Raw genomic sequence first — 20,318 nt, forward strand, 5'->3', positions numbered from 1 at the left:
CATGAAAATATCAGAGATTCTTCACAGATCTGCCATTATTGCAGATCTGAAATCCAATGACAAAAAAGGCGTACTGGAGGAACTCGCAGCCGCAGTGTCCGACATGGCGGAGACCGACAGCCAGCAGATCTTAAAGGTTTTGCTGGAACGGGAACAGCTCGGCAGCACGGGAATTGGAGGAGGCATTGGAATTCCCCACGGGAAACTCAATGCCATCAACTCCATTGTGGTGGGTTTTGGGCTCAGCCGTGGCGGCGTGGATTTTGACTCCCTGGACAACAAGCCGGTTCACATCTTTTTTTTGTTGATCACGCCGGAAAATTCCACCGGAAGCCACCTGAAGGTGCTGGCCCAGATTTCACGTCTGCTCAAACAGAGTGATTTCAAGGACCGTTTAATGAAAGCTGAAACTGTGGATGACATTGTCCAGATCATCCACGATGTGGATGATGAATTTTAAGCTAAATTGCATAAAAGCCGGAAAAACATCTTAATATGGTGTTTTTTTCGGTTTGCTTTAGTCCGGTTTTAACACAGGGCCTTAAAAACGCATTGCATGGGCTTTGATCGTCAGTCATCCATCCTCCGGGAGATCGTGCGTGAAAAATATAAAATTATTCATCATAACCGGCCTGTCCGGTTCTGGAAAAAGTACGGTCATGGCGGCACTGGAAGACGCAGAGTTCTATTGCGTTGACAACATGCCCATGGCGCTTTTGCCAAAATTTCTTGAACTGCCCATTCAAAACACCCCTGGAATCAAAGGATTTGCCTTTGTCATGGATATGAGGGCCAAAGATTTTCTCTCCCATTACACCGGCACCATGGAGGAACTCCGGAAAAACGGATTTAAACCGGAAACCATATTTCTTGAGGCAGACGAAGACGTACTGGTGAATCGATACAGCCAGACCCGGCGACACCATCCCGTGGACCACCACAAAACCCTCATCGCCAGCATCCGCTCCGAAAAAAAAGAGATGCTTGCCATAAGAAGTACTGCCGACATCATCATTGACACCTCCACCCTGAACGTCCATGAACTCAAGGCAAAAATAACGGCCCTTGCCCATAAGGAAGCCTCCGTGCAATCACAGATAAAAATCAATATTTTATCCTTTGGTTTTAAATACGGTCTCCCCAGGGAAGCAGATCTGGTGATGGACATGCGGTTTTTAAAAAATCCCTATTTTGTTCCTGAGCTCAAGGATCTGGATGGAGAAACCCATGGCGTGAAAAATTTTGTTCTAACCACAGAGGAAGCTGTTACGTTCTTTGAAAAATGCCGCAGCCTTCTTGATTTTCTCATCCCGTTGTATGAAAAGGAAGGAAAGGCATACCTGACCATTGCCATTGGATGTACCGGAGGAAGGCATCGCAGCGTTGCCATTGCCAGAAAACTGTTTGAATATCTGAACCGTAAAAAAAATAATATTGCCATCACACACAGAGACATCAACAGGGATATAATGAAAAAATGACAGGAATTCTTGTGATAACCCATGCACAATTAGGGCAATCCCTCATAGACACCCTTGAATTTATCATGGACATGAAATATGAAAATCTTGCCGCTGTATCCATTGATATCAAGGAAAATCCAGATACACTCCTGAAAAAAATAAAAAATGCCATTAAAAAGGTAAGACATGGCCAGGGGGTAATCATTTTTACGGATATGTTCGGCGGCACCCCTTCTAATCTGAGTTATTCCTTTTTGGAGGAAGACAAGGTTGAGGTGATGAGCGGGGTGAACCTGCCCATTTTAATGAAGGCCATGGAGATCAGGGAAAAAGCCCCGTTAAAAGAGACCGTCCAGAATCTTGTGGAATACGGTAAGCGAAGCATTTCCCAGGCCAGTGCCATCCTGAAGGGTGAAGAAAACAGACAACAATAAGCATTGATGGGCTTGAAAGAAAGTTGAGTTGAAAAGGAGTAAGTAAGAAATGAGCAGAAAAGCGTTGATTGCCGGAAACTGGAAAATGTTTAAAACTGGCTCACAGGCTGTGGCCACTGCCAAAAAACTGGCACAGCTGGTGGAAAATATGGATGACAGGGATATAATGATCGCCCCCACCCTGCTTTCTTTGCCCCTGGTCAGCCAGAACCTTGAGGGAACCCCGGTAAAAACCGGCGCACAAAATCTGTTCCATGAAAAGGAAGGGGCCTTCACAGGAGAAGTGTCTGCAGAGATGATCAAAGCTGCCGGTGCAGACTATGTCATCATTGGCCATTCAGAACGGCGTCAATACTTTCATGAAACAGACAACGGCATCAGCAAAAAAATCAAGGCCGCTTTTGACGCCCGTTTGACCCCCATTTTGTGCATTGGGGAAACCCATGAAGAAAAAAAAGAAGAAAAGACTTTTTATGTGCTTGACAAACAGATTCGAAATGGGTTAAAAGGGTTTCGTTCTGCTGATGAGTTGAGCGGACTTGTCATTGCCTACGAGCCTGTATGGGCCATAGGAACAGGCAATGTGGCAACGCCGGAAGATGTTGAAACAACCCATCAATATGTGCGATCTTTGATAATGGAAATTTTTGGAAAAGACCTTGCAAATGCCACCAGGATACTATATGGTGGTTCGGTCAAGCCGGACAACGTTTCTGTTTTAATGTCCATGCAAAACATTGACGGCGCTCTGGTTGGCGGAGCAAGTCTTGATGCTGACACTTTTATTAAGATAATTAAATTTGATTGATATAATATGACAACTGTAATTCTCTCAATCCATGTAATTGCCAGCGTTCTTTTGGTTCTCATTGTTCTTTTACAAACCGGTAAAGGTGCAGATATGGGGGCATCCTTTGGGGGCGGTTCCAGTCAGACACTGTTTGGAAGTTCCGGGCCGGCAACCATCTTGGGAAAAATAACCACTGCAGTTGCTGTAATTTTTATGCTGACATCCTTGACACTTGCCTACACAGCGGGTCATCGGGCAGATAAAACAATCATGTCAAATGTATCAGCACCCGCACAGACAGAAGCACCTGCTCAGACAGACAGTAATTAAAGGGATTATGCCGAAGTGGTGGAATAGGTAGACACGCACGCTTGAGGGGCGTGTGGGGCGACCCGTGGGAGTTCAAGTCTCCCCTTCGGCACCATATATTAAAAAGCCGCATACATTGATTGTATGCGGCTTTTTTTATTTGATTCACCTTTAAAAAAACATGGCCGGAGTATTCCGCCGCCCACAGTAGCCATATACTGATTTTCACCTTGATTTATACCTTTTTATGATTATAATTACTCAATTATGACTTCAATATATGAAAACACACCCGATCCCCAAAAAATAGAAAAAGAGCTTGGTGAATTTTTAAACAAAAAATTCGGTGGAAAAGTCAAAGTACTTTCTCCGTCCATGCTTCCCCAGGAAGACAAAACCGCTGCCGGTGCCGGTAAATTTAATACAAAAAAGGTGCTTGGCTTCAACCTCACCCCATGGGAATTGATCTCTTACCTGGATCAATATGTGGTGCGCCAAAAACAGGCCAAATCCATCCTTGCCACCAAAATATGCACCCACTTCAACCGAATCCGTCACCTCAATGAACACCCCGACTCCAGTGGCAGCATCACTGGAAATATCAAGGCAAATATTCTTATGCTGGGCCCCACCGGGGTGGGCAAGACCTATCTTGTAAAACTCATTGCCAAAAAAATCGGCGTGCCCTTTGTCAAGGGAGATGCCACCAAATTTTCTGAAACCGGTTATGTGGGCGGTGATGTGGAAGATCTCATCCGGGATCTTGTAAAAGAGGCCGATGATGACATTGAACTTGCCCAGTACGGCATCGTTTACATAGATGAAATTGATAAAATTGCTGCCACCCCCAATCTTCACGGTGCAGACGTTTCCCGGGCAGGGGTGCAGCGGGCGTTGCTCAAACCCATGGAGGAAACCGAAGTCAACCTCAAGGTTCCCCACGATCCCGTATCCATGATGCAGGAGCTGGACAGCTTCCAGAAAACCGGTAAACGAAGCAAAAAAAGTGTTAACACTGCCAATATTCTTTTCATTGTCAGCGGTGCTTTTTCCGGCCTGTCTGAAATTGTTCAAAAACGCATCACCCGCCAATCCATTGGTTTTGGCGCCAGCCTTCCCCGGGAAACCCCGGACAATGAACTCCTTGGAAAACTTAAAACAGAAGATCTGCTCAAATTCGGTTTTGAATCTGAATTCATTGGAAGATTGCCGGTGCGTTCAGTGCTGGACCCCCTGACCCAGGCGGATCTTTTTGCCATCTTGAGAATGCCCAACAACCCCGTCATACTGGGTAAACGACTGGACTTTGCCGCCTATGGCATAGAAGCGGTTTTCACTGAAGCTGCCCTGGAAGAATTTGCCGCCCTGGCATTTAAGGAGAACACCGGTGCAAGGGGGCTTGTCAGTGTCATTGAAGATGCTTTGATTCCATTTGAAGAAGCCCTGCCCTCCACCGGTATTCATCGTTTCACCATTACACCGGAGGTCATTTGTGCACCGGAAAAATCCCTTGGAAAACTGCTTTCCGGAAACCACGAAGAAACCTTTGCCCTGCTCCATGATGAGGCTCTGAAACAAACAAAAGCGTTTATACAAAAATATGTTGTTAAAAATAAAGACAATTTGAACCGCGCCCACGGCATGGAGCTTTCCTCCCGCACAAGTGAGCTCGTTGCAGAATATTTTTGCCGACACATCACCGAACTTGGAACAGCCGTTGAAAAGATAAAGACCCATTACGACAGTGTTAAACAAATGGAGCTGGATTTCTTTAAACAACATGAACTGAATCTGGTTTTTGAAGAAGACGCCATTGACTTTATCATGGAACAGTTCATTATACATGGGGTCACATCACAAGAGATCATGGATAAAATTTACGATGATTTTTACGATGGACTCAGCCTTATTTGTCAGAAATCTGAAAAAAACAGGTTTTACATTTCCAGACAGGCATTACTGGAACATGAAACCTTTCTGGAAAACCTCATTAAAAAAGAGATATCATCATGATTGGAATTTCAAAGCTGTACTGTGCCACTGTGGAACCTTCGGATACCCTTCGTTACTCCCGTCACTCGGGTCAGCTGCCCTCCCATCTGCTTCAGTTTTCTGCAGATAAAAAACCGGTGGTGGTGTGGAACATGACCCGGCGCTGTAATTTAAGGTGTGTACATTGCTATGCACAATCCGAGGACATCTCCTATGATAATGAATTAAACCACGAGCAAAGCCTTAAGATGATTGATGATCTGGCAGACTTTGGTGTGCCGGTGATTCTGTTTTCAGGTGGAGAACCCCTGGTGCATCCACGCCTTGCCGAGTATGCCGAGTATGCCGTTAAAAAAGGTATGAGAGCTGTTATTTCCACCAACGGTACCCTTATCACCGCAGAAAAGGCAAAGATTTTAAAAGAGATCGGGCTATCCTATGTGGGCATCAGTCTGGATGGACTGGAAGAGACCCATGACAAATTCAGGGGACTTAAAGGTTCTTTTAAAAAAGCCATGCAGGGTATTAAAAATTGCCAGGAAGCAGGCATCAAAGTGGGCCTTCGCTTTACCATTAACAAACGAAACGTCCATGAAATCCCCGGCATTTTTGATCTGCTTGAAAAATTGGAAATTCCCCGGGCCTGTTTTTATCACCTGGTCTATTCCGGCCGGGGCTCGGACATTGCAAAGGAAGATCTCAATCACCAGGAGACCCGGGAAACCCTGGATCTGATCATGGAAAGAACCCGGGATCTCCATGATCGAAATAAACCCAAAGAGATCCTCACCGTGGACAACCATGCCGATGGCCCCTACCTCTACATGAAATTGCTGGAAGAAGATCCGGAGCGGGCTGCTGAAGTACTGGAACTGTTGCAGATGAATGAGGGAAATAATTCCGGCCGAGGATTTGGATGCGTCAGCTGGGACGGAGAAGTACACCCCGATCAATTCTGGCGGGAAAAAAGCCTTGGCAACATCAAGGACCGACCCTTTTCCGAGATCTGGACCGATACCACCAATGAATTTCTCATGAAAATGAAGGATAAGAAAAGCCATGTGGGGGGCCGGTGCAAAGAGTGTCGATGGCTTTCCGTGTGTGCCGGTAATTTCAGGGCCCGGGCTGAATCCATCAAGGGTGATCCCTGGGATGAAGATCCTGCCTGTTACCTCACAGATGAAGAGATCAAAAAAACGGATAATGATACAAATAAGGAGGGATGATCATGTTGTTTCCTGAATACCGGCCCAGAAGATTAAGGGAAAAAGAATCCTTTCGAAGAATGATCCGGGAAACGGCCCTTTCCGTGGATGATTTTATTTTGCCCCTGTTTGCCGTTGAAGGCAAGGGAATCAAAAAACCCATTGAGCCCCTGCCGGGTCAGTTTCATCTCTCCTGCGACAACCTGGTAAAGGTGGTTAAGGAAGCTGCGGACCTCAACATTCCTGCGGTGATGCTCTTTGGCCTTCCCGGCAAAAAAGATCCCCTGGGCACCCAGGCCTATGCCGCGGACGGCATTGTTCAAAAGGCCATCAAAACCGTAAAGGATGCCCTGCCGGACATGACCGTATTAACGGATGTGTGTCTATGTCAATACACCGACCATGGCCATTGCGGCATGGTGGACAAGGGTACTGTGGACAATGATGCCACCCTGGATCTGTTGGCCAGAACCGCGTTGTCCCATGTAAAAGCCGGGGCCGACATGGTGGCCCCTTCGGATATGATGGACGGCCGCATTGCTGAAATCAGGGGAACCCTGGATGATGAAGGGTATTCCCACATTCCCATCATGTCCTATGCCGTGAAATACGCATCCTCCTTTTACGGTCCCTTTAGGAGTGCTGCTGACTCCACCCCCCAGTTCGGGGACAGAAGAAGTTATCAGATGGACCCTGCCAATGCCCTGGAAGCGGTGCGTGAAGCCACCATGGATGTGGAGGAAGGGGCTGATATCATCATGGTCAAACCTGCCCTGCCCTACCTTGATATCCTTGCACGGTTAAAACAGGAAATTGATCTTCCCCTGGCAGCCTACAATGTCAGTGGTGAATATGCCATGATCAAAGCCGCTGAAATGATGGGCTGGGTGGATGGCATCAAGGTGATCATGGAGACGCTTCTCTCCATTAAACGAGCCGGAGCCGACACCATTTTAACCTATGCTGCCATGGAAGCAGCCCGGGAGCTTGATAAATAAATGCCTTCTGGCCCCGATTTGTTCACAACAAAGCATAAATATCCGTATTTCATATAACCGCCACGGGCGGACCGTATTCTGATCCGGTTCCGCCCACAACAAAGCTTGAAATACACCTCTGATCTGCGGAGTATTTCATATAAGCGGGCATGTCCTGTCGGACACAACAAATATAGGGTCGTAGACGCGGAGCCAAATGGTATTATACCGCCGCCCCCCGACGGGCAATGGGCCCGGACCGGAACTGTAGACAGCTCAATTGTCCGTTTCCTATTGCCCGTCGGGGGGCGGCTCTGCCGAGGTTACCCAAAAGTTTTATTTTCTAATAAAAAAAATAAATTAAACAGGCCCAGGCAATTCAATGCCTGAAGGACTTGGAGGGAATACATATGAATCCAGACCATCCCCACGGTGGGGCTCATCCCCATGGAGGGCATCCCGGAGGCAATGGCAGTAAAAATGCCATTCGTTTGGTTGCCTGGGAGACCACAAGGCGCTGCAACCTTTCCTGCATCCATTGCCGGGCAGCAGCAGAAGACCATGCCTACGACAATGAGCTGAACACAAAAGCTGCCTTTACACTCATGGACCAGATCCGGGAAACCGGCCGGCCCATTATTATCCTCACCGGTGGAGAGCCCCTGCTCCGGGAGGATATCTTTGACATTGCCGCCTATGGCACAAAGATCGGGTTGCGCATGGTCATGGCGCCCAACGGCACATTGATCACCGCAGACAATGCCAGAAAAATGAAGGAATCCGGCATTAAACGCATCAGCATCAGCCTTGACGGCTCCACCGAGGAAGGCCATGACAATTTCAGGGGGGTCAAGGGCGCTTTTAAGGGCGCACTCCAGGGCATTGAGCATGCCAAATCCGTGGGACTGGAATTTCAGATCAACACCACCATCACCAAAACCAATCTGAAAGAAATCCCCAAAATCTTATCCCTGGCCGAATCCCTGGGGGCCGTGGCCCATCATATTTTTCTTTTGGTGCCAACGGGCCGGGGCAAGTACATCGTGGACCAGGAAATTGATGCCAGGGAGTATGAAAAGACCCTGAACTGGTTCTATGACCAGCGGGATAAAACCCCGTTGCAGTTAAAGGCCACCTGTGCTCCTCACTACTACCGGATTCTCCGTCAACGGGCCAAAGAAGAGGGCAAAAAAGTCACCTTTGAGTCCCACGGACTGGATGCCGTCACCCGGGGATGCCTTGCCGGCACCGGGTTTTGTTTCATCAGCCACACCGGTGAGGTGCAAACCTGCGGCTTTCTGGATGTACTTTGTGGAGACATCACAAAAAACACCTTTAAAGAGGTGTGGGAAAATTCCGAAGTATTTAACAAATTAAGGGAATTTGACAACCTGGACGGGAAATGCGGCATCTGCGAATATCGAAAGGTGTGCGGCGGATGCAGGGCCAGGGCCTTTGAAGCCACAGGCGATTATCTTGCAGAGGAACCCCTTTGCACCTATCAGCCTCCAGCTAAAAAAAGCTGATAACAGCTACTCAATCCTCAAATTTGAATTAAAAAACCGAAAATGCCCATGGGCATTTTTCGGTTTTTTAATGAAATCAGAATAAGGTCTCTGCCCATGGCAGTTATATCAGGGGAGGTCAACGGCGTTCAAGGTTAAGGTAATGGGACGATTGTCATCTCCATCCTCACTAAAGGCAATGGGACACGGTTTTCGATAATGATCTTCTCCCGGCCCTGCCGCAAGCCACTCCTCCCTGAGGTCCTTGACCACTTGAAAAGCCGTTGAATCAAGCTCCACAACACGCTTTTCCATGACCAGGGCCAACTTCCCCTTGCGCTCTTCCAGATGCATCAACCTGGCAATGGGAACGCCCAGGGGTTCCCAGGTGGACATGTCATGTTCCAGATTACGGATCACAGCCATCTGTCCGGTGGCCCCGTTGGCAATGAGACCAAAGGCAGTGAGCCCCAGATTATAAGTATAATTACAGTCAAACCGGGTGGGATTGCTTCCCCGGCCGTCATATCCGTAAAAATGATTCTGGGTTTTAAAGTTTGGAACTGATTTTTGATAAATTGTTTCAACAACACCGGGAATCTTTCCATCCGGTGAGAGCAAGCCGGCATCCTCCAGGGCAAGTTTCAATGTCTTCATGGAAATAATGGTGTGTTTCACCAACAAATGTGCTGTCCCACCATAATTTTTAAACAGCACCTCACCATACACATGGGCATCCAGACCCGCATCTGCCATAAACCTGCGGTAAACCAAAGGATCAATCCCCACCTTGTATGTCCCTTTTTCTTTAAGAATGTCCAGGTAGTCCTTCACCATATCCATGATGATTTTTTCTGTTTTCACCTGGGAAAACTGGAAATTGCCATGGGTATCCCGTTCCACCAGAAGCCCTTCCTGGAAAAAAGTGGGAAGATCGTTGAACAACTCATCATCCCTGGCATTCCAGATGGGGGACGCATCCTTGTCACTGATACCCCGGGACAGTCGCCTGAGATAATCGAGCTTGGCATCCAGGCTGGGAAAGGCGGCATGGAAATCAACATCATGGATATGGTTGTAATCACCAATAATGGTGTTCAGTTTGATAATAAAAATCTGAATTTCATTGATGAACTCCAGCACCCCTTCGGGAATAATCATCACCCCGTAATTTTTTCCATGGGCTGCCCGGCGTACGATCACATCACAGATAAGGCGTGACAGATGTCGCAGGGTAATACCATAGGCGGTGTAGTCCACAGTGCCTGCATTTTCCGCTGCCTTGATCCGTTCCTGATCCACATAATCGGCAAGGTCTTCTCCAATAAGGGTGATGTTGGCATGGGTCTGCAATGCCGATTCCAGGGCCAGGTGGCTTGCCACCCGCCCCATGACTTTACAGACATGCCAGTATTTAAGATCTGAACCGGCATCGGTGCAAAGATTACTGATATTCTGGGAAAAGGCCCGGGCTGCGCTGTGAAATCCAAAGGAAATGGCGCACAAAGTTTCTCCAGATTCCGCTGTTACCTGGATATCCCCATCAATGGTTTTGGGAATTCCCAGCACCTGAATGCCGTCGGCCTTAAGCTCCTGGGCCATGAAAGCGGCATTGGTGTTGGAATCATCCCCCCCCACAATGATCAGGGCATCCAGTCCCAGTTTTTTACAGGCTTGCCGGGAAAGCTTCATTTTTTCAGGGGAATCAATTTTACTTCTGCCGGTTTTGATCATGGTAAAGCCCCCCATATTTCGATGGGTATCCACAAGATCAGCCGTGATTTCAACATATCTATTTTCAAGGATACCGTCGGGTCCCAAAATAAATCCAAACACCTTTGAATGGGGATTGGCTTTTTTTGCGGCATCAAAAACACCGGCAATGGCATTGTGCCCCCCCGGTGCTGGTCCCCCTGAAAATACAATTCCAATATGGCGTTTTTTCCCATACAGGGTGTTGTGGGGATCATCTGGAGAGTCTGGGCCCTGCACCAGCTTCTGAACATGATTGTCTATGATGTCCGGCAATTCTTTCAAGGCCTCTTTGTTCAGGGAAAATTGATATTGCTCCTGGGGTTCCAGAGCAATGGACCGGCCGTTGAATACCTTGCAGGATCGTGGCTTATAGGATCGTCGGCTCTCCGTTTCTTTGCTGACATCTGCAATGACACGGGCAATTTCAGGCCGGTTCAAAAAAAGATCAAGGTCATTTTTTTTCATATGGGTCATGGAAAAATATCTCTTAATTGTATGAAAAATAAGGTGTTAGGGTTAAATATCCGGTTAAACATTTTCAACCGGTTACAAAATCTGTTTTAAAAAAAGTTTGGTACGGTCATGGCTGGGATTGGTAAAAAAGTGTTCCGGAGTTCCTTCTTCCACAATTTTACCGGCATCCATGAAGATAACACGATCGGCCACTTCCCTTGCAAATCCCATTTCATGGGTGACCACCGCCATGGTCATACCTTCCTTTGCAAGGGTTTTCATTACCTCCAATACCTCCCCGATCATCTCCGGGTCCAGGGCCGATGTGGGTTCATCAAAGAGCATGGCCTTGGGATTCATGGCCAGGGCCCTGGCAATGGCCACCCGCTGCTGCTGACCGCCGGACAGCTGATCTGGATAGACATTTTTCTTATCGGCAATGCCCACCTTGTCCAAAAGGGCCATGGTGATCTCTTCTGCTTCTTTTGAAGAGCGTTTTCGTACCACATTCTGGGCAAGATTAACATTATTTTTCACTGTTTTATGGGGAAACAGATTAAAGGACTGGAACACCATGCCCACTTCTGCCCGGACTTTATTAATGTCGGTCTTGGGATGGAGAATATCCACGCCATCAATGAGAATCTTACCTTTATCTGCTGTTTCCAGACGATTCAGGCATCGCAGAAAAGTACTTTTCCCTGATCCAGACGGCCCAATGACCACCACCACCTCTCCCCGGGCAATATTTTCAGAAACATCCACAAGGGCATCCACCCGGTGGGGAACCATAAACGTTTTTGATATATTTTTAACGTTGATCATGAATGGATCATCCTTTTCTCAAGATATTGTAACAGCATGGAAAGGGCAAAGGTCAATACAAGATAGAGTATGGCACAGACAAACCACAATTCAAAGGGCTGAAGACTTGTGGTAACCACCTCCCTTGTTGCCTTTGTCAATTCCCGGATGGCAATGATACCCAACAGGGATGAATCCTTGATAAGACTGATGAACTGACCCGCCAGGGGGGGAATAATTCTGATAAATGCCTGGGGAAGAATCACATGATACATACTCTGGGTATAGGTCATGCCAAGACTTCGGGAAGCTTCTGTCTGACCTTTATGGATGGACTGGATACCGGAACGAACAATTTCTGCCACATAGGCACCGGTAAAAGTGGCAAGGGATGCCACACCAAACCACAATGGCGGAATCTGGGACACACCATACTGGGCCAGCATGGTATTGACAAGGGTTCCCAGCACAAAATACCAGATAAAAATCTGAACCAGAAGCGGGGAACCACGCACCAGTTCTATGTAGGTGATGGAAAGCCATTTAAATGCCGGATTGGATGATATTCTGGCAAGTCCGGCCCCCAGTCCCAGAAAAATACCAAAAATAATGGCAATAAAACTGACTTTGAGGGTAAGCCACAGCCCCTGGAGTAAAATCCCCATGCGCCATTCACGGTAACTGCCCAATACATCGCCCTCAAACACAGTATCCCCTTCATAAAGTCTGACATCTTTGGAGGGATAGGCATAGTCAACACTGTCACCGTCATCACTGTTAATCCGAATGATGGTTCCATCGGTTGTTTCTTCAATGGCCTCAACAGAGCCTGCCACATCTGTCCGCACCTCTATCTCTTCATTGAAAAAAAAATACTGGGGCACACGGTACCACCGCCAGGTATAATCAATTTTAAGCGTACAGTAGTAAAGACTGCCAAGGCAGGTGAATATAACTAAAAAAAACACAACGACCCACATGTAGTAGGATCTTTTCTGTTGTTTTTGAAGTAAAGAGGAAGTGGATTCCATATGAGTCAAAACTCCCTTTATAAACCCAAATTTCAAAGCAGTTACCTTTGCATGGCATCATTGTTTGCCTTCTTGCGTTTTTCTCCATAACTTCCATGGACAAATTGTATCCTAATCCGATTCTGCCCACAACAAAAACAGAAATAATTCATAAATATTCGGAATATTTCATATAAAAGGCTGCCACAGAACACACTTTAAAAATTGCGTTGTAAATAAAATCAATGAATGTTGGACAAAGCAAGCCTGGACCACATGGATAGGCATACTTCAAAAATTAACATTGAGTGCACCTGTCCGGTGCACCCAATTTTTCAAGGGATACACATAGTGTTTAAACCGGTTTTACTGAACGTTTTTAATCCAATCTGTGGAACGAATCCATTTGTTATAAATTTTGTCATATCTTCCGTCGTTTTTCAATTGACGAAGGAAATTGTTAAGAAAATTCATGAAATCCGGATCCCCTTTGTTGATGGCCCAGGCAAGGGGTTCAAATGTAAAAGGTTCGTCAAGAAAAACGACCTTGCCCTCACCCTGGTTTGCCATGAAAACCACACAAAAGGGAAGATCGTAGACAAAGGCATCGGCCTTGCCGTTCATGACTTCCAAAGATGCTTCTGTTTCAGTTTCAAAAGATTTATAAGTACATTTTGGAATTTTTCTTTTAACGGCCATTTCTCCGGTGGTTCCAAGTTTGGAAGTGACAATGTACTTGGAGTTATTCAGATCTTTATAGGATTTTACCACGCCTTCGTGTTTTTTATTCAACAAAATGGTCTGCCCCACAATGATATAAGGATCGGCAAAGCTGACTTTAAGATTTCTTTCCTGGGTCACTGTCATACCAGAAGCAATGATATCAAATTTGTCTGTGATCAAAGAAGGAATAATGCCGTCCCAGGCTGTGTTAACAGGGACAAATTTAACGCCCATGGCTTTGGCCATTTCCTTTGTAATGTCAATGTCGAATCCCACAAAACGGCCCTTTTGGTCGGTCATTTCAAAGGGCATGTAACCTGCTTCAAAACCCACCCTGAGTTCACCTTTTTTGATAATTTTTTCCAAGGTTGATTTCTGGGCCAGTTCAATATCCGCTGCAAAAGAAGCGGTACCTGCAAAAAAGACCACTCCCACTATCAGCGACATTAAAACAGATAAACTCTTTTTCATGAAACATTCCTCCTTAAATTGGGGTTCAGTATGAAAGCCGTGCCCTTGGGGGACAAGACAAAAAAAACAGAAAAAACAGAAAAAAATCCTCAGGGGTTTAACCCCAAATGGTTTAAACTGATATTTTTATTCAGTCTGGCAGCGTTGAAAAACGTAAATACTCGGCTTGGTGATGTAAATATTTGGGCAATGCCCCATATTCACCTGTTTGGGACTGCATCGCATACCATTGTCAGGTGAGCAGGCCAAAACAGATAAAGCTTAGAATGCTGATCGGATATTCACTGGAAAACTTTTAAAAGTAAACTAAAAACCGGGGTTTCTGTCAAGAAAAACCTGATATCAGAAAGTTGCATCTGTTCTTTGGTATATCATGTTAAAATTTATTCTTTTCGTCGGACACGACGATTTGAATCTTTACGCCACTCATGATATGAAAATGGCGTGCATTTAATTTTTATAATCCACAGGTTCCCATGTAACATACTGCATGTGCTCTTTTAACTTCTTCTTGAGCACATTTATGGTGTGGTACCCCTGAAAATCTGTGCCGGATACGATAATCTTAGAATAAAAACTGTTTGGAGACATAAATATTGGGAATTTTTAACAGTCTGAAAAAAGGACTTACTAAAACCCGGGAAATCCTTCTCACCGACATAAACGATCTGTTTTCCCCGGAAAGGGCAATTGATGATGACCTCCTTGAAGAACTGGAGGAAATTTTGGTCATGTCAGATCTTGGTATGGATATAACCATGGAAATCATGGAAAAAATATCCAAAAAAGCCAAAAAACTAAAAACGGCAGATGAGCTTAAATCCATTCTCAAGGAAGAACTTAAATCTTTGTTTCCCCAGACCACATCCACAGAAACTGAAACCGCCTCCCCCGTTCCCCGGGTGATCATGGTGGTGGGGGTAAACGGCACGGGCAAAACCACCACCCTTGGGAAACTGGCGGTGAAACTCACGGGCCAGGGTCAAAAGGTTCTCATTGCCGCTGCCGACACCTTCCGGGCCGCTGCCGTTGAGCAGCTGCAAATATGGGCCAATCGCGCCCAGGTCAAAATGGTCAAGCACAGGGAAGGAGCAGATCCTGCAGCTGTGGCCTTTGATGCGGTGGAGGCTTCCATGGCCCGGGGAATTGATACCCTGCTCATAGACACGGCCGGACGGCTCCACACCCAAAAGAATCTCATGGAAGAGCTTAAAAAAATCAAGAGATCTGTGGGCAAGCGCCTGCCCGGTGCTCCCCATGAAGTATTAATGGTGCTGGATGCCACCACCGGACAAAACGCCCTGTCCCAGGCAAAACTATTTAATGATGCCGTGGGAATCACAGCCCTTGCCCTGACCAAACTTGACGGCACAGCCAAAGGCGGGGTGGTTGCCTCGGTGGCAAAAACCATGGATGTGCCATTAAAATACATTGGTGTGGGAGAAGGTATGGAAGATCTTCAGGATTTTGATGCCACCCTGTTTGTCAATGCACTTTTTGATTAGGTTGCCGGCAGAAAAGAATATACAGGGATGCACAGGATTCTTATTCGTATTCAAGGCGGGGTGTCCATGCATAGTGCTTCTATGTATGGACACCCCGACACGCAAGACGAAAAAAGCAGGCAGGTATATTCTTTGATAAAAATAGACTTAAAGGAGTAAGAAATGGCTGTCATCGTTAAATATGTCGTTGTCAGAGATGGAGACGAAAAAATGACATTTGCCACAAAAAAAGAGGCCGATGCCCACGATAAAATGCTGGATATCGCAGAGAACCTTTATCAATTTCTCAAAACCGAAAACATGGATCTTTCCGAAGAGCAAATTGACGATCTCTCCCTGTGTCTGGCAAAAAACAAAACTGTACTGCTCCAGCTTCTGAAGGGAGGAAAATACCCCCAACCGGCTAAAACCGGTGACACAAAAAAGGTAGAAACCGCCCCAACCGTGAAAAAGACAGGGAAAAAAGAGACAAAAAAGAGCAATGAATCGGTAAAAACCGATGAGGACACCGGGGGAAAAAAGAAGACAACAAAGACAGGTAAACAGAAAAAAAGCGCCTGACAAAACAAAATACCCCCAGCCAACGGCCGGGGGGTATCCATTTATTATGGGGTGATCATAAGCTGGGCCACTATACGTGAAATAAAATTTTACTAACTTCAAAGTGCTGTAATTACAGCTATTAATTTTTACCTCTAAAATTTTACTACAAAATGGCCCATGTTATGACCAAGCCCAATATTATTTCTTCTGCGCCTGGAGAATATCAACAACCTCCTGGGCAATCTGAAGTTCTTCATTGGTGGGAATTACCCAGATCTGAACCCGGCTTTCCGGCGTGTGCAATGCCTTGGGTTCTGAAATCCTGCCCCGGTTCTTTTCCAGATCCAGTTCCATGCCAAGCCCGGACAGATCGGCACATACCCCGGCCCTGACAATGTCATCATTTTCACCGATTCCGGCAGTGAAAATAATACCGTCCACCCGGCCAAGGGCAGCCATGTAGGCACCGATGTACTTTTTTACCTGGTAGGTAAACATGTCAACGGCAAGCTTTGCACGCTGATTTCCGTTTTCTCCGGCATCATGGATATCCCGCATGTCGTTCATGCCGCAAATACCCTTGAGACCACTTTTTTTGTTAAACAGCGTATCCATTTCATCAACGCCCATGCCGGTGTTTTCCATGACATAACGCTGGATGGCAGGATCGATGTCACCGGTGCGGGTTCCCATCATCACACCGGCAAGGGGGGTCATCCCCATGGAGGTATCTATGCACCGGCCTTTTTCCACAGCAGAAATGGAGCAGCCGTTGCCCAGGTGAACCGTGATGAGGTTCAGCTCATCAACGGGCTTATCCATGTGGACGGCAGCGGCCCGGGCCACATACTTATGGGAAGTGCCATGGAATCCATAGCGACGGACCCGCATTTTCTCATAGAATTCATAGGGTAAGGCGTAGAGAAATGCCTTGGCCGGCATGGTTTGATGAAACTCTGTGTCAAACACAGCAATATTGATAATCCCGGGGAACAAAGCCTCGGCAACGTCAATACCCATAAGATTTGGGGGATTGTGCAGCGGTGCCAGGGGATTATTTTTCTCAATGCTTTTTTTGATATCTGCATCAATGACAGTGGCGGCACGGAAATCCTCTCCACCCTGAACCACCCGGTGGCCGATGGCATTGATCTCATCCTTGTTTTTGATCACACCGGCATGTTCATCAATGATTAAATCAGCCACCAGGTGCATGGCATCTCGATGATCGGCTATTTTTTCTTCCCGAACAAATTTTTCCGGGGCCGCACCGGTGAGTTTTTTATGGGTAACCACCCCCAGCGTATCCCCGATTCTCTCCACGACCCCACCGGCCATGACCTTATTTTCCTGCATGTTAAGGAGTTGATATTTCAAGGAGGAGCTTCCGGCATTGATCACAAGTACAATCATTATATTTTCCTATTTATCTATGTTGATTATTTCGACTGGCTTTTTGATTAACAATGTCCCTGGTTTTCATGGCATGGAATTTTACAATATAGTCTTCCTGGGCTGCATAGGACCAGTGCACATCCACAAGCACAGAAGCCGCCCCTTCAGGGTCACCGTTTTTAAGACAATTGATAAAATCAACGTGTTCCCGGCAATTTCGCCGTTCCCATTCACGAATATAAATTTTGGTGGGAAAATCGTATAGATGCTGTTTCACCGGAAGAATGGTTTTTTTGATGAGCGCGTTGTCGGACAGTCCCACATAAACATTATGAAATTCAAGGTTGGATTGAAAAAAACATTCAAAATTGTTCTCTTCAATTTCCCGGAGCATCTTTTCATTGAGTGCTTCCATTTTTTCTATGTGGGCCGGAGTGATCATATCAAAACAATTCTTAACAATGGATGCTTCCAGTGCTCCCACCAGCTCGTAGGCATTTTTAACATCTGTCAGGGTCAATCCGTTCACCCTGACCCCCCGACGGGGTAATATGGTTACAAATCCTTCCAGCTCCAGAAGAATCAAGGCATCCCGCAACGGTGTCTTACTGATGCCCAGCTGTTCGGCAATTTTACCGATATTGATTGTGGAGCCAGGTAAAAACACACCGCGGTTCATCTGTTCCCGCAAATATTGATAGACCTGCTCACTTAAAGATAAAACTTTCAATTTCTGACTCATTTTTACATACCTAATGTTTTCTTTTTTTTATAAAAAACTCTTTCGTAAAACTGTAGAGAATTTCTATCTTTGTTGTGGGCAGAAGGCAGAACCGGGTCAGAATAAAATCTGACTGTGGCAGTTTATATGAAAAAAGATGCGGCAGTTAAATTCAAATACCAACATTGATTTTTCAACACTTATGAAAATCCATGATTCTGCGTCCGCCAAGGGATTATTGCAATTTTTGCCGTAGAAGGTAACTGACTGTATGGCTGCCGTCAAGGGGGGATTTGAAAAGAGTCACCCTTTTGGAGAAATGACAAGAGCCTGTTAAAAAGCCACAGGCTCTTGGAGAATCTTATGTTTAAGGGAATTTAACGCATGCAAATCCCCTTAAATCTTGCATGTATTAGCAGGAGAATGTTTTTTTGATGGCAGCTCTTACTGCAGCAACAATCTCATCCACCTCTTCTTTGGTGATGGTCAGGCAGGGGGCAAAGTTCATAATGGTGTTCATGCCGGGAAGGCTGGAATTGGTTCGACCCACAATAACGCCCTGGCCCATGACATTACCCATTAATGCGCCCATTTCACCCTCTGTGATGGGGGTGTTGCTTTCCTGATCTTTTACAAACTCAATGCCGCAAAAAAGGCCCACACCGCGAACATCACCCACCACGGGAAGATCTTTCAGGGTTTTGAGCTGTTCAAGGAGGTAAACACCGACCTCTTTACTGTTTTCCACCAGATTTTCATCTTCAATGATCCGGGTGCTTTCCAGGGCAGCAGTCATGGCAGAGGTACATCCACCATAAGTACTGATGTCACGGAAGTAGTTCATCCGGGTCTCGGCATTGGCAGGATCATTGAGGAAAATATCATAAATTTCCTGTTTTACAACAGTGGCGGACAATGCTTCATAGGAAGAGGCAAGGCCCTTGGCCATGGTGACCATGTCCGGGTCCACATCATAGTGGGAGTGTCCCCAGAATTCACCGGTACGACCGAATCCACACACAACTTCATCCATGATGAGCCACACACCGTATTTTTTACAGATATCCTGAACAATGGGATAATACTCTTTCACCGGAGGAAGAATACCGCCACCTGCGGTGATGGGCTCCACAATGAGTGCGCCCACGGTTTCAGGTCCTTCCTTGAGGATCACATCTTCAACGGCGTGGGCACATTCCATGTTACATTCAGGATAGGTCTTGTTATAGTTACATCGATAGCAAAGACACTGGGGCACTTCAACAAATCCGGGAACAAAGGGCCCAAAGTCATTTTTACGTTCAAACTGTCCTGTGGCGCTCAAAGCGGCAATGGTGGTGCCGTGATAGTCACGATCCCGGTAAAGAATTTTCTCTTTTCCCTTACGGGCAGGATCAATTTTTGATGCCTGACGCACAATTTTAAAGGCCTTTTCATTGGCCTCTGAACCGGAATTGGAAAAGTAAACCTTTTGAAGACGGGGAAGTTTTTCAAGAAGCTTGTTCGCAAACTTGATGGAAGGAACATTGCCGAACACACCGGCAAAATAAGGCATTTTTTTCAACTGGGCACAAACGGCCTCTGCAATGGAATCACGGCCATACCCCACCATAACACTCCACACACCACCGGAAGTGGCATCCAGGTACTCTTTGCCCCGGATATCAGTCACGCGTAACCCCTTACCTTCAACAATGATCATCTGCTCTTGCTGTTCAAAACATTTATGGGGTTTCAGGTGATGCCAAAGACTTTCTTTATCGCCTTTTACCATCTCTTCCACGTCATATTCAAGCCAGTCTGTTGTTGTTCCCATGCCACTCACTCCTTAATCTTAAAAATTTTATAATATGGCCTTTTAACCGTAATTCCCAGGGAATCACCCCAGGTTATCAATTCAATTGAGCATGCATAAAATCAATTCGTTTTAATAATTTAAAACGATCTGATGTCTAAAATATCAGACATCAGATTCATGTCAAGAAAATTCTTGCATTTAGACATAAAAAATATTATTGGTCAAAATAAAACCGATATGGTATACGATTATAATAAATATCATCCATTAAAATAAAAAGGCAGCCAAACAGATCTTATTTTGATAAAAGCCACCCAGTGACAAGAAAAGATGCCCGGTCCCGACAATAAAGTCATTGTCAAATAAGAATACCGGGATGCCCATGGTTTTTATTCATATTCAAGGCAGGTTTTCCATGCCCCACGGTTCTATGTATGGAACGGCCAACCCGGAAAACAGATAAAA

18 protein-coding genes and 1 tRNA gene are annotated in these 20,318 nt (G+C 46.0%); 12 read left to right on the forward strand and 7 right to left on the reverse strand.

The window, feature by feature from the left end; translation table 11 throughout:
* The first annotated feature begins 1 nt into the window (after nt 1).
* The 10 genes from B9A32_RS11700 to ahbD all read left to right on the forward strand — a co-directional run bounded on the left by B9A32_RS11700 (nt 2) and on the right by ahbD (nt 8,696).
* Nucleotides 2–460: a PTS sugar transporter subunit IIA gene (locus B9A32_RS11700; protein WP_084069631.1), complete on the forward strand. Its 459-nt coding sequence runs from the start codon at nt 2–4 to the stop codon at nt 458–460.
* A gap of 139 nt (nt 461–599) precedes the next feature.
* A complete protein-coding gene (gene rapZ, locus B9A32_RS11705; RefSeq protein WP_084069632.1) occupies nt 600–1,481 on the forward strand; it encodes an RNase adapter RapZ in 882 nt (293 codons plus the stop codon).
* Entirely contained in the window at nt 1,478–1,897 is a 420-nt protein-coding gene (locus B9A32_RS11710) for a PTS sugar transporter subunit IIA (protein ID WP_084069633.1), read from the forward strand. Before rapZ ends, B9A32_RS11710 begins: the two co-directional genes overlap by 4 nt.
* A gap of 49 nt (nt 1,898–1,946) precedes the next feature.
* Complete coding sequence (gene tpiA, locus B9A32_RS11715) at nt 1,947–2,705, forward strand: triose-phosphate isomerase (RefSeq protein ID WP_084069634.1); 759 nt, start codon at nt 1,947–1,949, stop codon at nt 2,703–2,705.
* Nucleotides 2,706–2,711: 6 nt separating this feature from the next.
* Nucleotides 2,712–3,017 (forward strand): preprotein translocase subunit SecG, encoded by a 306-nt coding sequence (gene secG / locus B9A32_RS11720; RefSeq protein ID WP_084069635.1) that lies wholly within the window; start codon nt 2,712–2,714, stop codon nt 3,015–3,017.
* Nucleotides 3,018–3,026: 9 nt separating this feature from the next.
* Nucleotides 3,027–3,111 (forward strand) — tRNA-Leu (locus B9A32_RS11725).
* A gap of 152 nt (nt 3,112–3,263) precedes the next feature.
* Nucleotides 3,264–5,009 (forward strand): AAA family ATPase, encoded by a 1,746-nt coding sequence (locus B9A32_RS11730; RefSeq protein WP_084069636.1) that lies wholly within the window; start codon nt 3,264–3,266, stop codon nt 5,007–5,009.
* Complete coding sequence (ahbC, locus tag B9A32_RS11735) at nt 5,006–6,214, forward strand: 12,18-didecarboxysiroheme deacetylase (RefSeq protein WP_084069637.1); 1,209 nt, start codon at nt 5,006–5,008, stop codon at nt 6,212–6,214. The genes B9A32_RS11730 and ahbC overlap by 4 nt, the downstream gene beginning before the upstream one ends.
* A gap of 2 nt (nt 6,215–6,216) precedes the next feature.
* Entirely contained in the window at nt 6,217–7,191 is a 975-nt protein-coding gene (gene hemB / locus B9A32_RS11740) for a porphobilinogen synthase (protein ID WP_084069638.1), read from the forward strand.
* A 389-nt stretch (nt 7,192–7,580) separates the two neighbouring features.
* Nucleotides 7,581–8,696, forward strand: a complete 1,116-nt coding sequence (ahbD, locus tag B9A32_RS11745) for a heme b synthase (protein ID WP_084069639.1) — start codon at nt 7,581–7,583, stop codon at nt 8,694–8,696.
* 108 nt (nt 8,697–8,804) lie between these two features.
* Here ahbD and B9A32_RS11750 read toward each other — a convergent pair whose 3' ends face one another.
* The 4 genes from B9A32_RS11750 to B9A32_RS11765 form a co-directional block, all read right to left on the reverse strand.
* Nucleotides 8,805–10,904: a 6-phosphofructokinase gene (locus B9A32_RS11750; protein ID WP_084069640.1), complete on the reverse strand. Its 2,100-nt coding sequence runs from the start codon at nt 10,902–10,904 to the stop codon at nt 8,805–8,807.
* Between the two features lie 72 nt (nt 10,905–10,976).
* The gene (locus B9A32_RS11755) at nt 10,977–11,708 is read right to left on the reverse strand and encodes an amino acid ABC transporter ATP-binding protein (protein WP_084069641.1); all 732 of its coding nucleotides are present in this window, start codon (nt 11,706–11,708) and stop codon (nt 10,977–10,979) included.
* Nucleotides 11,705–12,718: an amino acid ABC transporter permease gene (locus B9A32_RS11760; protein ID WP_084069642.1), complete on the reverse strand. Its 1,014-nt coding sequence runs from the start codon at nt 12,716–12,718 to the stop codon at nt 11,705–11,707. The genes B9A32_RS11755 and B9A32_RS11760 overlap by 4 nt, the downstream gene beginning before the upstream one ends.
* A gap of 345 nt (nt 12,719–13,063) precedes the next feature.
* Nucleotides 13,064–13,891 (reverse strand): transporter substrate-binding domain-containing protein, encoded by an 828-nt coding sequence (locus B9A32_RS11765; protein WP_084069643.1) that lies wholly within the window; start codon nt 13,889–13,891, stop codon nt 13,064–13,066.
* A 596-nt stretch (nt 13,892–14,487) separates the two neighbouring features.
* On the opposite strand from B9A32_RS11765, the gene ftsY reads away from it, so the two are divergent.
* Complete coding sequence (gene ftsY, locus B9A32_RS11775) at nt 14,488–15,396, forward strand: signal recognition particle-docking protein FtsY (RefSeq protein WP_139795807.1); 909 nt, start codon at nt 14,488–14,490, stop codon at nt 15,394–15,396.
* Nucleotides 15,397–15,558: 162 nt separating this feature from the next.
* Nucleotides 15,559–15,957 carry a YebG family protein gene (locus tag B9A32_RS11780; RefSeq protein WP_084069646.1) on the forward strand — a complete coding sequence of 133 codons (399 nt, stop codon included), beginning with the start codon at nt 15,559–15,561 and terminating at the stop codon, nt 15,955–15,957.
* 180 nt (nt 15,958–16,137) lie between these two features.
* Here the strand turns inward: B9A32_RS11780 and B9A32_RS11785 are convergent, their stop codons facing one another.
* From B9A32_RS11785 to B9A32_RS11795, 3 genes are all read right to left on the reverse strand, one after another.
* On the reverse strand, nt 16,138–17,352 hold the full coding sequence (locus B9A32_RS11785; RefSeq protein ID WP_084069647.1) for an acetate/propionate family kinase: 1,215 nt from the start codon (nt 17,350–17,352) through the stop codon (nt 16,138–16,140).
* A 13-nt stretch (nt 17,353–17,365) separates the two neighbouring features.
* Complete coding sequence (locus B9A32_RS11790) at nt 17,366–18,076, reverse strand: GntR family transcriptional regulator (protein ID WP_084069648.1); 711 nt, start codon at nt 18,074–18,076, stop codon at nt 17,366–17,368.
* Nucleotides 18,077–18,467: 391 nt separating this feature from the next.
* Nucleotides 18,468–19,871, reverse strand: coding sequence for an aminotransferase family protein (locus B9A32_RS11795; RefSeq protein WP_084069649.1), 1,404 nt, complete (start codon nt 19,869–19,871; stop codon nt 18,468–18,470).
* Between the last annotated feature and the right edge of the window lie 447 nt (nt 19,872–20,318).

This window comes from Desulfocicer vacuolatum DSM 3385 (genome assembly GCF_900176365.1).
GTDB lineage: Bacteria > Desulfobacterota > Desulfobacteria > Desulfobacterales > Desulfobacteraceae > Desulfocicer > Desulfocicer vacuolatum.

Bases quoted from the DNA above. Each gene is read 5' to 3' on its own strand.
- B9A32_RS11765 (WP_084069643.1), bottom strand. From the start codon at position 13,891: ATGAAAAAGAGTTTATCTGTTTTAATGTCGCTGATAGTGGGAGTGGTC.
- hemB (WP_084069638.1), top strand. From the start codon at position 6,217: ATGTTGTTTCCTGAATACCGGCCCAGAAGATTAAGGGAAAAAGAATCC.
- B9A32_RS11780 (WP_084069646.1), top strand. From the start codon at position 15,559: ATGGCTGTCATCGTTAAATATGTCGTTGTCAGAGATGGAGACGAAAAA.
- B9A32_RS11730 (WP_084069636.1), top strand. From the start codon at position 3,264: ATGACTTCAATATATGAAAACACACCCGATCCCCAAAAAATAGAAAAA.
- B9A32_RS11760 (WP_084069642.1), bottom strand. From the start codon at position 12,718: ATGGAATCCACTTCCTCTTTACTTCAAAAACAACAGAAAAGATCCTAC.
- ahbD (WP_084069639.1), top strand. From the start codon at position 7,581: ATGAATCCAGACCATCCCCACGGTGGGGCTCATCCCCATGGAGGGCAT.
- B9A32_RS11710 (WP_084069633.1), top strand. From the start codon at position 1,478: ATGACAGGAATTCTTGTGATAACCCATGCACAATTAGGGCAATCCCTC.
- secG (WP_084069635.1), top strand. From the start codon at position 2,712: ATGACAACTGTAATTCTCTCAATCCATGTAATTGCCAGCGTTCTTTTG.
- B9A32_RS11750 (WP_084069640.1), bottom strand. From the start codon at position 10,904: ATGACCCATATGAAAAAAAATGACCTTGATCTTTTTTTGAACCGGCCT.
- tpiA (WP_084069634.1), top strand. From the start codon at position 1,947: ATGAGCAGAAAAGCGTTGATTGCCGGAAACTGGAAAATGTTTAAAACT.
- B9A32_RS11700 (WP_084069631.1), top strand. From the start codon at position 2: ATGAAAATATCAGAGATTCTTCACAGATCTGCCATTATTGCAGATCTG.
- B9A32_RS11790 (WP_084069648.1), bottom strand. From the start codon at position 18,076: ATGAGTCAGAAATTGAAAGTTTTATCTTTAAGTGAGCAGGTCTATCAA.
- ahbC (WP_084069637.1), top strand. From the start codon at position 5,006: ATGATTGGAATTTCAAAGCTGTACTGTGCCACTGTGGAACCTTCGGAT.
- B9A32_RS11755 (WP_084069641.1), bottom strand. From the start codon at position 11,708: ATGATCAACGTTAAAAATATATCAAAAACGTTTATGGTTCCCCACCGG.
- B9A32_RS11795 (WP_084069649.1), bottom strand. From the start codon at position 19,871: ATGGGAACAACAACAGACTGGCTTGAATATGACGTGGAAGAGATGGTA.
- B9A32_RS11785 (WP_084069647.1), bottom strand. From the start codon at position 17,352: ATGATTGTACTTGTGATCAATGCCGGAAGCTCCTCCTTGAAATATCAA.